This is a genomic window from Bacillus sp. FSL L8-0099 (assembly GCF_038006385.1).
GTDB lineage: Bacteria > Bacillota > Bacilli > Bacillales > Bacillaceae_G > Bacillus_A > Bacillus_A toyonensis.
Map to the genome: position 1 here is coordinate 3,387,543 of NZ_JBBOVC010000001.1, position 13,942 is coordinate 3,401,484.

The window sequence follows — 13,942 nt, forward strand, 5'->3', positions numbered from 1 at the left end:
AAGGTTAAATCATCCCTTTTAATATCAATCCTAAAACTGACATTACTATCGCACTAATAATAATTCGCAAAATCCAAGTTGTGTTTGTACTTATTTTCTCTAATTGCTTATTGATTGTTGCTATGTCTTTCTCATTAATAGTGGTACGCGTTTCTAAAGTACGTATGTCTCTCATAATTTCTTTTTGCTCTGCTTTTAGGCTGTCAATTTTCGCGTAAACATCTTCCATATATTCACACCCTCTGTTCATCTTAATAGAAAAATTTATATATATTATGAGACAACCCTCTTACCCGTGAATACATTCCGTATATTCGCGCACCAAATTATTTGTACAATCTAATTGAATTATTTACACATTTCCATGTTCTGTATAAATAAGTATTTAAATAACATGCGATATGAATAAGTATTGAATTATTCTACTTTCATAACGTATCCTGAACACTCTTTATATGCCGTTTCATAAAGACTTTCATCTTATTTAAAGGCTTTTTTATTTCTTTAATAACAAACAAGGTGCAATCCAACATACGGGAGCACCTACAATAATTACTATTATTTAAATCACCATTCTCATATTTACAACTCATTATAGTCAGTATAATTTTCTGAAGAAATTCTCTTTTTTAGCTGCTTAATGTAAACTAATATTAATTCGAAATAACTGTAATGATAAACTTTCTAGAACAATAAATATACTAGCTGAAACAGACCTATAGCCGATATTTTTTCCAGTAACATTAATGGTGATTTCAGCTAAATTCGTTTGAATATTATTTCCCTCAAAAATCTTATCTTCAACCTTTACAATATCTGCTTCACAATCCACTTCTTTGAAGGTTTTCAGTAATTTTCTTTCTAATAAACTAAAATCAAAATTTTCATCTTTTACTACATCAAATTTAATCTTCATATTGATTTCCTCATTTTTAATAAATTAAAATCATTAAATCAATATAAATATATATTATTCTATTAGTTAATTCAAAATATACGCTTCATATGTATCATTACTAAATATCATTTCTAATGAATTAAGTGCAAAAGAAACGAAATAAACAAAGTCTCTCTTTCAACCACTTAACCAATTAATTTAGAATCCCCCTTGTGTCCAATGACTAAAATTTTTTCATTTTAAACCCGTAGATTCTGAGAATTTCTTGTTTTAACATTACTAAACCACTTCACGCATTCTGTAGCATTGGTAATAACAATATAATGAAGCAGATTAATATTAGGAGTACCACTTATGTTTAATATAATGCGGCTCTAGATTATTTTGCTCATTGCTGCTTTTTTATTTCTCACTTGAAGCTTATGTAATAATACATATTTCAAATAAATTATCATCTTCCCCGTATTTTTATGATTGATTTTTTGTTCATAAATTCGTAACACATATACATGAGTTATCATGCTAAAATTAGTTTATTCGAAAAAGTTATTCTTAATGAATCAATAATTTTTAATACCCTGTTTAAAGCCTCGCCCCCCTGCGAGGCTTTTCCTATTTAACTAGAGTAGTAGTTGTGCTGTTACGCATTCCTATCTTTAGCTATATACTATAATTAACACTGCATGTTCATTTTAACTTTTCAGTATCAGCACACGTAAAATTCTCTCCTGCATCATTTGATTTACAAATTTTATTTATCGATTTTTCGGTTATTTTTTCATTCTCATTAGAAACTCGGTCTAAATCCATTCGAAATACTTGTTCCGGATTCTCCTTTGAATTTCCTTCAATATGAATTGTACGATCGAACATCTCAGCCGTGAAGCTGCTAGATGTATTTATCATTTCCACTCCATTATTTTCACCTACATAGCGTTCAACTACTTTTTCAGCTGCCTTTAATTGCTGAGATGTAGGATACGGTATAGATTCCGCTAAAATAACTACACCTACTAAATAAGTAATATACAAACCACCTGCAAACAAGATAACTTTTTTTACTGTTTTATTAATCATGCTCTAACTCCTTTTTCTTCTTTTGCTATTAAGATATATAACTTTCCTAATTTCTATCAATTTCTTTTTAGTACATAACATTCGTTTTACATTTTATAAAAAGCACCTCTCTTACTAATTTTCAATTTGATATTAACACTGTATTTATTGTTTTTCAATAAATAATTATTATATAACATTTTATTTTTACTGTTTTTTTAGTTTTAGTTAATCTAAAAACAACCCATTTATTTAATTGCACTACATCATCAGCAAGTTTAAAAATTTGTTAATTACTAAAATAAAAAAGAGAAACTATATGTAAATACCCCTCGTTATATCTATGTAGGTTAGTCGTTAAACTTCAGCACTCACTTTATTCGAGAACGCTTTACCGAATATTCAATCTAATGTTAAAATTGACTCAATTAGTATTTTTGTCTATCACTGTATAAAAAAAGTACAATAAAGAAAAGTCAGTACTTTCACAGTTAAATAAACGCAAACTTGTTCTTCTATCTACTTACTATTTAAGGTTAATAGTGACATAACCAGCTCAAAAAATTCGACTTAAATTCATTAATGAATGGAGAGGTTTATATGAAATTAAAAGACAAAGTAGCAATCATAACTGGTGGTGCAAGCGGGATTGGCGAATCCACCGTTCGTCTTTTTATTGAAGAAGGTGCAAAAGTAGTTATCGCTGACTTTTCTGAACGTGGAAAAGACCTATCAGATGAATTGAACGCAAATGGATATGATACGTTATTTATTAAAACTGATGTAACAGTAGAGGCAGATATTAAACAACTAATCCATGAGACAGTAAGTAAATACGGTAAATTAGATATTATGTATGCAAATGCCGGCGTTGCTGATGATGCACCGGCAAACGAACTGTCCTATGAAAAATGGAAGAAAACCATTGATATTAACTTGTCTGGGGTATTCCTTTCTGATAAATATTCGATTGAACAATTCCTTAAACAAGGTACAGGCGGTGTCATCGTTAACGCTGGTTCGATTCATAGTTTTGTTTCATTACCTACCCCAACAGCATACTCCTCTGCAAAAGGTGGCGTAAAACTATTAACTCAAAATTTATGTACTGCCTACGCTAAATATGGAATACGTATTAATGCGGTGTGCCCTGGCTATATTGATACCCCTTTGCTTGGTAGTGTTAATCCTCAACAGAAAGAATATTTAGCTTCCCTTCATCCACAAGGCAGACTTGGAACACCAGAAGAAGTGGCTAAAGCTGTCTTATTTTTAGCAAGTGATGATGCTAGTTTTGTTAATGGTACAACACTTCTTGTTGACGGAGGCTATACTGCACGTTAATGAAAAAATTTCAATGCACATCTCTAAGAAATATAGTCTTTAACAAGAAAAAGCGCCATCACAAGTGACGGCGCTTTTTCTATGTAAGAGCAACTAGAAGATATACTTCTAGCCTACTCCCATTTATAAGTCCAAAATTGTTCAAGTTGCAGCCATTTCAATGTTGCTGCATCTTTGTTTTTTATTTTTGCATGTGTTTCTTCAAGCATTGCTTCTGTTTGTGAACGATGCGCGCCTAGTGCAGCTAATTTATGTTCAAATACTTCACTAATATTATTTACAACATCCGGTTCACCGAGCACTGCTTCACGATTTCTCGTAATCGCAACCGCATGAATAACTGGACGTTCTTCTTTTGGCATACGTGATACAGCGCGAACGACAGCGCGGCCAAATGCATCATGATCTGGATGTACGCCGTGTTCTGGATAAAATGTAATAATTCGAGATGGATTTACTTCTTGAATTATCGCTTCGATTTTATCTGCAACGAAATCAACATCTTCAAATTCTAACGTTTTATCATGGAAACCGAGCATTCTTAAATCTTGAATCCCCATCGCTTCACATGCATCTTTTAATTCTTTTTCACGGATATTTGGAATCGTTTCACGGTTAGCGAATACATTCTTCCCCATGTTACGTCCCATTTGTCCAAGAGTACCACATGCATACGTTACAGGTACTCCTTGATCTGTTAATAAGCGAATTGTCCCTCCCGCAGCAAATGCTTCATCATCTGGATGCGGAAATACAACAAGTACATGTCTCTCCATAAGTTTCCCTCCTTCTTACTTAAATGGCGTTAAGCTTAACTCAAGTGCTACCGCTAAGCGACCTTGGTTATCATGCCCTGCTAGTAATAAACGCTCTTTATCGTCTACTTCCCAGTGCGTAATACCTTCTGCATATACCCAGCCATGATCCATTTTCAAACCAACTCGGTATGGGTTTGTTCCAGTTATTTTCCCGCGCTCAAAGCGAATAATTGCATTTCGAATGAATGCTCCAACTGTCATCATCTTTTCATTAAAGTGTGACGCATACGCTCCGTTCGTTGTTTCTAAATGAATATATACATCTTTATTTACAAAACGTTCAATTTCATTTTGAATAAGAGAACTATCTTTTACTATTTCCATCGGAATTCACCTCTTTAAACCATTTTACGCAAAAATAATGTAAATTGCTATCTCTATATTAGAGGACAACGCTCACTTTTCCTAATAATTTGCACTGTGTTTTGTTATTTTTTTATCATATGTGGAATTCAGAACTTTTCCTTCACTTCGTTAAATAGTTTTCTTTCTTTTTTGAATTTGCTACAATATATTTTATCCCGTATGAATGCATCGGGATACGTTTTGACAATTGAATACATATTTTAAAGAAGGTGACTCGCTTGGAACAATCAGCACATGAAGTAGCAAATTGGCAATATTATTTTGCAATTGCCGTATTTTTAGTCACGTATGGTTTTATTATTTCTGAAAAATTGAATCGTGCTGTAATTGCACTATTCGGTGCTGCTATTATGATTATTTTTGGAATTGTAGATTTACACACTGCTTTCACATCACATATTCAATGGGAAACGATCACCCTTTTAATCGGGATGATGATTCTCGTACATATTACGAGTCAATCAGGCGTATTTGAATTTGTAGCTATTAAAGCAGCAAAAGCAGCTGACGGAAAACCGATTCGCATTTTATTATTACTATCCTTATTAACCGCCGTCGGTTCTGCATTTTTGGATAATGTAACGACTGTTTTATTAATCGTTCCTGTTACACTATCCATTACACGTATTTTAAAAGTTAACCCTGTTCCTTATTTGATTTCAGAAGTACTGTTTTCAAATATAGGTGGAACAGCAACTTTAATCGGTGATCCACCGAACATTATGATTGGATCAGCTAATAAGCATTTAGACTTTAATGCCTTTTTACTAAATTTAGCTCCAATCGTAATTATTATTTCTATCGTTACACTTGGCATTATTTACTTCATGTATCGTAACAAACTAAAAACAACGCCTGAACAAATCGAAAAACTAATGGCGTTAAACGAAAAAGATTATATTAAAGATCAAAGCCTCCTTTTAAAATCGATTACAATTTTAGGACTAACTATTTTAGGCTTTGTACTTCATTCTATTATTCATGTAGATGCTGCCGTTATCGCAATGACAGGCGCTACACTTCTTATGTTAATCGGCGTAAAAGAACATGAAATAGAAGATATATTTGCCCACGTTGAATGGGTAACCATTTTCTTCTTCGCCGGACTATTCGTTCTCGTTGGCGGATTAATTGATATCGGACTTATTTCTTCACTCGCAAAAGAAGTAATCGACGTAACAAATGGTGATATCGGTTTCGCTGCGATACTTATTTTATGGGTATCTGGCATCGCATCTGCGACAATTGACAATATTCCATTTGTCGCAACGATGATTCCTCTTATTCAAGATTTAGCTACTGGCCTCGGATTATCTGTTGATTCGCCGCAAATCGAAGTGCTATGGTGGGCGTTATCTCTTGGAGCTTGCTTAGGAGGAAACGGAACATTAATCGGAGCATCAGCAAACGTAGTTGTTGCTGGTATTGCAAAACGTGAAGGACATGGATTTTCTTATATGGACTTCTTAAAAATCGGTTTACCGTTAACAATCATTGCACTATTGTTATCACATGCTTACATTTATTTACGTTATTTAATGTAGAAGTTGTACTGCATGAAATTCTATCGTCAAATACAAAAGGTTTGCAGCATCGTGCTGCAAACCTTTTTTCCATCACCAAAATATACCGATAATTGCTAATCCACCTAAAATCATACCACCAATTTGCCCGACAATTGTCGGTGATAATTGAATACCTTTTCTCACTTCAACAACCGGTCTTTCGTGCCTTAATTGCTGTACTTCGCTTTGAAGTTGATGTACACTTCCGTGCAATTCTTTAATTAATTCTTTTAATTCAGCAACCTCTTCATTTACTGGTTTTGCTTTTTCTAAATTCATTTCGCATAACTCCTTATAAAGTGAAACTTTAATTAGTGGGGGTTTTGTTCATCCCCCACTGATTCTTAATTGAATCAATCGGGCAATTATGGACAGTTGATCTCCCACCTATCTTCTTCGCGCTAGCCGAATTTTAAGATGGGAGTTTTACTGCCCACAAATAGCGGGATAAATTCAATCTGCACACTGTAAAAATTCGCCAATTTTCATTATATCTCCTGCATACTACATATATAATTTTGAATGTATTTTCTAACCTTGCTTCTCCATCCATTCATCCCGCAATATCCCCATAATGATACGATCAAAACACTTCCCATCTCTTTGCACTGCTTCTCTCATACAGCCTTCTATCTGAAAACCCATCTTTTTATACAACTCAATAGCAGCTTTGTTATAAGAAATAACATCAAGACCAACCCGGTGTAAATTTAATTCATAGAAAGCATACTTTAAAATAAGATGGATTGCTTCTCTTCCATATCCCTTACCTCTATCATTTGCATCTCCTATACCGATGGCTAATAAACCCGTTCTGTTATTCCACTCCATGCCATGAATTGCAACAAAACCAATTAAACGATCATCTTGAAGTGTTCTTAACATGAAAGAAACACTATTCGATCTCCGTCCCTTTAATAGGCCATCACTTGCTATTTCTTGTAACGATTGCGGGAATGCTACATCTGTATCTACATTTCTTAAATACTCACTATCTTCTTGCCACATAGCCATTACTTCAACATCTTTTTCTCTACTAGCTGATAATTTAATCGTTTTATTTTGAAAAAGATTCATTGTCATTTCAAACTCCCCCTTTTTAAGTAACGGGGATACTTATTTTAGCCTATTTATCCCCTTGTTCCATAAACTGCTTTATAAACGGGATACTTACAATAAGCGCTGACATTGGCACATCTCCTCTATACTAAATTAACTTCATTGTATAATTTTTCATTTATTCTAACAATAAGAATTACAAAAAGACCCTCCAAATTTAGAGGGTCTTTCCTAATAGCAAAACTGTATTATTTCGTAAACATTTTCTCCGCTTCATCCATCGCCATTTTGTTTCCTAAAGCAGAATAGTCAAGCCATGGTTGGTCATTAATAGTATATACGTGCTTACCTTTAACAGCTTTTAAGTCTTTCCAAATTGGTGTTTCTTGAAGTTGTTTAAATGCTTCTTTCGCTTTATCGTCTCTATTTACAACAACGAAAATCGCATCTGCATCAAAGTCAGGTAATACTTCTTGTGAAATGACTTCGAAGGGGCGGTTTCCATCAATTTTCTCTACACCATTTGCAGGCTGTAATCCTAAGTCATGGAATAAAATTGGTCCCATCGGTCTTTTCGTACTAAATACACGTAACTCTTTTGCGGTAACGCGAATTGCCATTACTTTTTCGTTATTACCCAGCTCTTTATCTATTAAATTTTTCACTCGTTTTGATTGTTCTTCATAGTCTTGAATATATTTATCTGCTTCTTTCTCACGGTTTACAAGTTTACCTACTTCTTTTAAATGATCTCTCCACGTACCTTCATCTAAATTAAAAGTATGTGTTTTTGCAATTTTTTCGTATTTCGCTAAATCTTTGCCAGCATATTTTTCATCCACATAAATTTCAGATGGCTTTAATTGTAGTAATGCTTCCATATTCGGATCTGTTACAACCCCAAGTTTCTTCGTATCTTTCAACTGCTCTTTTGCGTGCGGTAAGAAATCTTTTAAATCTCCACCAATAACAGAACCTACTGGTGTAATTCCTAATGCAAGTAAATTGTTCGTTAAGTGAATAGACATGGAAGCAATTTTTGGATCATTACTTTTTTCCGTTTTTTGCGTTGCCTCTTCATTAGATTTCGTTTGACCACATGCTGCTAATACTAAAATACACATAATGCTAAATAAAATAGTAAGTTTCTTTTTCATATGTTCTCCTCTTTGAAGTAGTTATTTTGTTTTTGTAAGTAAATAAAGAAAATACGGTGCTCCTAAAGCCGCTACTACTACACCAGCCGGAATAGAATTCGGCTCAAATATAGAGCGTCCTATCGTATCTGCGAGCACTAAAATAATCATTCCGATTATGCCAGCTAACGGAAGAAAGTGTTGATAGGTAGTACCTACTAACTTTCTTGCGATATGCGGAGCAACTAAGCCGATAAAGCCAATCCCCCCTGCCATCGATACACTTGCGCAAGATAATCCAACCGCTGTAGCTAAAAGTAATAACCGTTCTTTTTGCACAGAAACACCAAGTCCTGCTGCTACACTATCACCTAGTGACAATGCATTTAACGTTTTAGATTTTAGCCACGCATAAGGGGTTAGTATGAAAATCCAAGGTAATAATGCTAGCACATGAATCCAGTCTCTTCCCCACACGTTACCAACTAGCCATCTAGAAGCGAATGTATACGTCTCATCATTTAACTTGAGAGAGAAAAATAGCGAAATTGCACTAAAGCCAGCTGAAACTGCAATACCAACGAGAATAAGTCTAATGGGAAGTAAACCTTTTGACCGATCACTCGCAAGTAAAGTAATAAGAAATGCAGCTAATACTCCTCCGCCAAATGTAAATAACGGTATTAAAATGGATGCACTCTCATTAATAGAATGAAAGAGAGTAACAAATACGATAAGACCGAAAGATGCACCTGAATGCAACCCTAAAATACCAGGATCTGCAAGTGCATTACGGGATAACCCTTGCAAAATCGCACCGGAAATACCAAGACCAATACCGGCTAACATCGTGATTATTATTCTTGGCATACGATAATCATATAGCACGGTTGCACTCTCAAAATCACCATAACCCAAAAGTGTTTCAATTACTCTAAGTGGCGCTATACTCAGTGTCCCTGTATTTAAACTAATTAAAATTACAGCGATACTTATACATCCGAAGATTGTAGTTACAGTAATAGCTCTCTTTTTATCCGTGTTAAAAAGATCCTTCACTTATAATTCCCTCCCAACTTTACGTGCTATATAGAGGAAGAACGGAACTCCAACAAGAGCTACCATAATCCCTATCGCAAGTTCCTTAGGAGGATTTACTGTTCTTGCCCCTAAATCAGCTACAACTAATAACATAGCTCCTAATAATGCTGACATAGGAATAATGAGTCTATAATTAACACCAACTAATTTTCTACCAATGTGCGGGATAACAAGTCCTACAAATCCAATAGAACCAACAGCTGAAACAGAAACACCTGCCAGAATAACTACTATAATCATCCCTAGTATTCTCGTTCGGTTCGTTTTCACTCCTAAATTTGTAGCAACATCATCTCCCATTGATATGAGTGAAATCGATCGCCCTAACACTGTCGCAAAAACAATCGTTATAAGAATAATAGGAACTAAAAATTTCAAGTGTTCCCACTTAACGCCTGCAACACCACCAGCGTACCAAAACGCTAAATCTTGGCTTAAATCATAATAAATTGCAACACCTGAACTTAACGAATGTAAAAGTGCTGCCATAACCGCTCCAGCAATCGTTAACCTCATTGGTGTTAACCCGCCTGATGTTGCTGATCCAATAACAAAAATAAGTACTGTACTTAAGACAGCTCCAATAAAGGAAACAATCATTAAATAGGAATACGGCATATGTGGGAAAAAAGCAAAACTAAGTGCTACTACAAACATCGCACCTGCATTTATTCCGAGTACACCTGCATCAGCTAAAGGATTTCGTGTTACACCTTGCATAACAGCACCAGCAACCGCAAAAGCTGCCCCTACAACTGCTGCACCAATTACTCTCGGGAGCCTTAATTCATAAATAATTTGGTGCTGTGTTAGTTTCGGATTGTAATCCAAAACCGCTACCCACACCGTTTGTAAATGAATATCCTTTGCACCAAATGAAATGGCTAAAAATATAGATCCAATTAAACATAAAATTGTTAAGCTCATGAAACATATGAACTTAATATGTATCCAGCGGTTATTACCAGCATGTACAGTAGACTTATGTAACATGTTTCATTTCATCCTTTATATTCAGTTGTTTTTTATAATTATTTTTTATTTATAATTAATATTGATAATAATTATCATTTTCATTTAGATATTATATCCCCACTTTTTTTAAATAGCAAACTATTTTTTACTTTGTTAAAATATTAAAATACTTATTACAATTCCCTTCTAAAACTTACAAATACATGCAAAATAGACCACTAGCTTATTTTTAAAATCGTAGTATACTTAGTCATTATTTCGAGTTTTCTAACAAACTTATCAAAGGAGACCCAATGTTCTATATAAAACAATTACTACATTTCACTTACGAACAAGCATTATCTTGTTTATTCCCAGTCACTATTTTTTTAACACTAGCCCTTTCAAAAATCATTTCTATCCCAGGGTTATATCGCTATGATTTCATACTCATCGTATGTCTTCTGATGCAGTGGATTATGTATAAAACTGGTCTTGAAACAAAGGACGAACTAAAAGTAATTACTGTCTTTCATTTAATTGGACTTTTACTAGAAATATATAAAGTACATTTCGGTTCATGGAGTTATCCTGAAGAGGCATATTCGAAAATTTTTGGAGTTCCACTTTACAGCGGTTTTATGTACGCAAGTGTCGCAAGTTACATATGCCAAGCGTGGAGAAGATTGCATTTACAAATGCACCATTGGCCAAAAGCCATTTTTGCCATACCGTTAGGAGCTATAATTTACTTCAATTTTTTTACACATCATTTTCTATATGACTTTAGATGGGTATTAACTTTACTTTTATTCATCGTTTTCTTTCGGACATTTGTAGAATTTTCATTGCAAAGCGTTACATATAAAATGCCGCTCGTACTCTCATTTTTCCTTATCGGATTCTTTATTTGGATTGCAGAAAACATCGCTACTTTTTTCGGAGCATGGCAATATCCAAATCAACGAGAAGCATGGAACCTCGTTCACTTAAGCAAAATTAGCTCATGGTTTTTACTCGTTGTTATTAGCATTATGATTGTTACGCAGCTAAAACATTTGAAGGAGTCGAAAAGATAATACTGATTATGTAAAAACAGTTAGCCCCTCGCTCATTAGAGAGTGAGGGGCTTTTTTAGTAATATTTTTTAAACCGTCCCTATCAAAGGAGTTATAAATTCATCATAATTTACAAGAGCATAAGCAGTTGCACATTATGAACTACTACTAGCAGAAGAGGTTGCTGCAGATGAAGCGGCAATCGTTGCCATCATAGCTGCCTGTTGTGCTTGTATGAGGACTTCTATCATTGTTTGTAAACCTGTGTTGGTAGCTTTACTTTCCTCACCTTTCTGACTTACGAACAGTTGAATAGCAATAAGGATATTTGTATCTGTATGCCAACGGAACAATTTATCCCCCTGCAATTTTTCAATAAATGCTTTAATAGAATGAATCTCTTTATCTCCATCTTCAAGTAACGCTAGTAGCCCGATAGCTGGGTAATGCATCTGTTTCACTTTTACCTTTTCTTGCTTTAATAACTTCCATATGTTTGTGCATGTTGCAACTAACATCTCTTCACGGACATCCTTCTTTAGTGAAAGAATGTGACTTAAAAATTGAAAATCATTCCCTTTACGCAAACCAGCTGTCGCTAGTTTCTGATAAAGACGTTCCACTCGGTCCATAAGTGTTTCTACATGCTCTGATTGTCCTGCTAATAAAACTGCGAGCGGATAATCATTTGTACTTGTAAGAAAGAGGTGATCCTTTTTCATGCGTTTATATACTTGCATCGAACGCTGAATGTGCGCGCCATGTTGTTCATCTTCTTCTGTTAAAAGCACAGCTGCTGCGAGATAAGTAAATATACTCCGGCTAAAGCCACCAGTGACCAATTGTTCATATAAATCTAAAAACGTCCGAAAAGCTTTCTTGTAATCTGTAAAGTGAATATCTAATGTTGCGGCCACTACAAAACGATGATAAGACTTTAAGTATGAAAACATCCCTACCTGATTTTTAATATAACTACTAATTTCTAAAAAACGTCCGAGATCAAACAATTTATCACTACTTGCATACATAGCAGCAATCATCATTCCTGTTCGAGAATCACTCGTTTTCCATTTTAGTTCTCCCTTTAACTGTACATATGTATGTTTATATTGCTCCAACTTTTGTTCTAATGTAATCATAGTATTCACCCCTATTTCTAGTTCTTCTCTATTATTATACGTATATTCCATATTTAGGAACACTATAATTAATAATCACACCATAAAAATCATGAAATTCATTCATCCTTATATATTGTTTTTTTATCTTTCTTCATCAGCATCAAGATGATAATCCCTAATCCTTCAAAAAGTTATACAAAAAAGGTAGATAATAATTTATCTACCTTTTTTGTATATATTATTTAACATTACACCTGTATTGCTTGTTATATGCAATTAAGACTAAAGAGCTTTAATAATTCGTTCCATCGCCTTCATTTGCCCAAGATGATCCGCTTCATGATAAAGCATCATACCGTAAAGCTCCCCTACTGTTTCTAATCCTAGGAATGGTTCTGGAAGTTTATTTTCAAATACTTCTGCTGGCATTTCGTTAATACGCTTCGCTTGTTCTTTTAATTGAGCCGTTAACACTTCTAATGATGGCCCTTCTGTTTCCCATTTAGATGGTCGTGTACCATATCCAAACATACCTGGGTATTCAGTTGGTAATTGTTTAAATTCTCTTCCAAACATGAAAGTTTCTGCTGCCGTTAACACGTGACCAATATGCCAGCGAATTGTATTGTTAAAGCCATCCGGCTGCGTATCCGCAGTATTATCATCTAACGTTTCCATGAATTTCAGTAATGCTCCACGCGTTATTTCAAATTGTTTTAAACCAACTAGTCTATTCATTTTATCGCTCCCCTTTTTTATGTACAATTTATTATGAACTAAGAGTGTTCAACTTATTAAAGTTTCACCTTGTATAATCTATCAGAAACAATTAAGAAATACACCTAATATGCTTATTAAACATAATAAAAAGGTTCACTCCTCGTAAATATAGAATTACTTACTATGTAAATAAAAGAGGAGTGTACTTGTATGTTACATATTTTAAAACAACAATATAATCTGATTAGCTCTACAAGAGAAACTCTATTTTCGTTTTTTGAAGAAATCCCAGTAGAAAAATTACATAGCACTGTTCCGAATTTCGGAAGCGGTAGTATAATAAAGACGCATATTCATGTAGCCGATTGCTATCGATACTGGCTTGGATCATTCGCATTCAAGCAAAAAAGAGCAGATTTTTCATTTGCCAGCGATTATGAAGTTGAGCATGCAGATGTCGAAAAAGTTCGTACTAGATTTAAGTTAGTAGATGAGGTTGTACTACGTTTTTTAGATGAATATAATGACCGATGGCTCGAAAATATAGCAAATGAAGTTAAATGGCAAAAAGAACCTTGGAGCACAACTCCGCTCTGGCTTTTAACTCATACGGAGACACATGAGTTTCATCATAAAGGACAAATTGTATCAATGGCTAGGCACCTTGGATATACTCCTCCTGATACAGATCTTAGTTAATTCAATGGTCCATGATTACTGAAAAAATTAGAATGAATACAAAT

At 34.3% G+C, this 13,942-nt stretch carries 16 protein-coding genes; 4 read left to right on the forward strand and 12 right to left on the reverse strand.

Going from position 1 to position 13,942, the window contains the following annotated elements; all coding sequences use genetic code 11:
• Positions 1–4: 4 nt before the first annotated feature.
• The 3 genes from MHH42_RS17105 to MHH42_RS17115 all read right to left on the reverse strand — a co-directional run bounded on the left by MHH42_RS17105 (position 5) and on the right by MHH42_RS17115 (position 1,975).
• Positions 5–229 carry a hemolysin XhlA family protein gene (locus tag MHH42_RS17105; protein ID WP_000390466.1) on the reverse strand — a complete coding sequence of 75 codons (225 nt, stop codon included), beginning with the start codon at positions 227–229 and terminating at the stop codon, positions 5–7.
• Between the two features lie 408 nt (positions 230–637).
• Positions 638–916 (reverse strand): hypothetical protein, encoded by a 279-nt coding sequence (locus tag MHH42_RS17110; RefSeq protein ID WP_000693590.1) that lies wholly within the window; start codon positions 914–916, stop codon positions 638–640.
• Positions 917–1,585: 669 nt separating this feature from the next.
• On the reverse strand, positions 1,586–1,975 hold the full coding sequence (locus tag MHH42_RS17115; protein ID WP_070173569.1) for a hypothetical protein: 390 nt from the start codon (positions 1,973–1,975) through the stop codon (positions 1,586–1,588).
• Between the two features lie 579 nt (positions 1,976–2,554).
• Between MHH42_RS17115 and MHH42_RS17120 the strand changes: the two genes are divergently transcribed.
• Positions 2,555–3,298 (forward strand): SDR family NAD(P)-dependent oxidoreductase, encoded by a 744-nt coding sequence (locus MHH42_RS17120; protein WP_000768011.1) that lies wholly within the window; start codon positions 2,555–2,557, stop codon positions 3,296–3,298.
• A 113-nt stretch (positions 3,299–3,411) separates the two neighbouring features.
• Here MHH42_RS17120 and bshB2 read toward each other — a convergent pair whose 3' ends face one another.
• Positions 3,412–4,074: a bacillithiol biosynthesis deacetylase BshB2 gene (gene bshB2, locus MHH42_RS17125; protein ID WP_000439466.1), complete on the reverse strand. Its 663-nt coding sequence runs from the start codon at positions 4,072–4,074 to the stop codon at positions 3,412–3,414.
• Between the two features lie 15 nt (positions 4,075–4,089).
• Complete coding sequence (locus MHH42_RS17130) at positions 4,090–4,440, reverse strand: YojF family protein (protein WP_000407039.1); 351 nt, start codon at positions 4,438–4,440, stop codon at positions 4,090–4,092.
• Between the two features lie 260 nt (positions 4,441–4,700).
• On the opposite strand from MHH42_RS17130, the gene MHH42_RS17135 reads away from it, so the two are divergent.
• Positions 4,701–6,026, forward strand: coding sequence for an ArsB/NhaD family transporter (locus MHH42_RS17135; RefSeq protein WP_000438005.1), 1,326 nt, complete (start codon positions 4,701–4,703; stop codon positions 6,024–6,026).
• A 72-nt stretch (positions 6,027–6,098) separates the two neighbouring features.
• Here the strand turns inward: MHH42_RS17135 and MHH42_RS17140 are convergent, their stop codons facing one another.
• From MHH42_RS17140 to MHH42_RS17160, 5 genes are all read right to left on the reverse strand, one after another.
• Complete coding sequence (locus MHH42_RS17140) at positions 6,099–6,326, reverse strand: hypothetical protein (RefSeq protein WP_001047299.1); 228 nt, start codon at positions 6,324–6,326, stop codon at positions 6,099–6,101.
• Between the two features lie 252 nt (positions 6,327–6,578).
• Positions 6,579–7,130: a GNAT family N-acetyltransferase gene (locus tag MHH42_RS17145; protein WP_000178484.1), complete on the reverse strand. Its 552-nt coding sequence runs from the start codon at positions 7,128–7,130 to the stop codon at positions 6,579–6,581.
• A 224-nt stretch (positions 7,131–7,354) separates the two neighbouring features.
• A complete protein-coding gene (locus tag MHH42_RS17150) occupies positions 7,355–8,263 on the reverse strand; it encodes an iron-hydroxamate ABC transporter substrate-binding protein (RefSeq protein WP_016108847.1) in 909 nt (302 codons plus the stop codon).
• 21 nt (positions 8,264–8,284) lie between these two features.
• Entirely contained in the window at positions 8,285–9,301 is a 1,017-nt protein-coding gene (locus MHH42_RS17155; protein ID WP_340893646.1) for a FecCD family ABC transporter permease, read from the reverse strand.
• Positions 9,302–10,336 (reverse strand): FecCD family ABC transporter permease, encoded by a 1,035-nt coding sequence (locus MHH42_RS17160; protein WP_098637514.1) that lies wholly within the window; start codon positions 10,334–10,336, stop codon positions 9,302–9,304. It lies immediately after the preceding gene.
• Between the two features lie 275 nt (positions 10,337–10,611).
• On the opposite strand from MHH42_RS17160, the gene MHH42_RS17165 reads away from it, so the two are divergent.
• Complete coding sequence (locus MHH42_RS17165; RefSeq protein WP_000499379.1) at positions 10,612–11,376, forward strand: DUF817 domain-containing protein; 765 nt, start codon at positions 10,612–10,614, stop codon at positions 11,374–11,376.
• Between the two features lie 134 nt (positions 11,377–11,510).
• Here the strand turns inward: MHH42_RS17165 and MHH42_RS17170 are convergent, their stop codons facing one another.
• Together MHH42_RS17170 and MHH42_RS17175 are read right to left on the reverse strand one after the other, a co-directional pair.
• Complete coding sequence (locus MHH42_RS17170; RefSeq protein ID WP_340893648.1) at positions 11,511–12,548, reverse strand: DUF4003 domain-containing protein; 1,038 nt, start codon at positions 12,546–12,548, stop codon at positions 11,511–11,513.
• Between the two features lie 213 nt (positions 12,549–12,761).
• A complete protein-coding gene (locus tag MHH42_RS17175; RefSeq protein WP_001081127.1) occupies positions 12,762–13,217 on the reverse strand; it encodes a DinB family protein in 456 nt (151 codons plus the stop codon).
• Positions 13,218–13,409: 192 nt separating this feature from the next.
• Between MHH42_RS17175 and MHH42_RS17180 the strand changes: the two genes are divergently transcribed.
• A complete protein-coding gene (locus tag MHH42_RS17180; RefSeq protein WP_000902390.1) occupies positions 13,410–13,898 on the forward strand; it encodes a DinB family protein in 489 nt (162 codons plus the stop codon).
• Positions 13,899–13,942 lie beyond the last annotated feature (44 nt).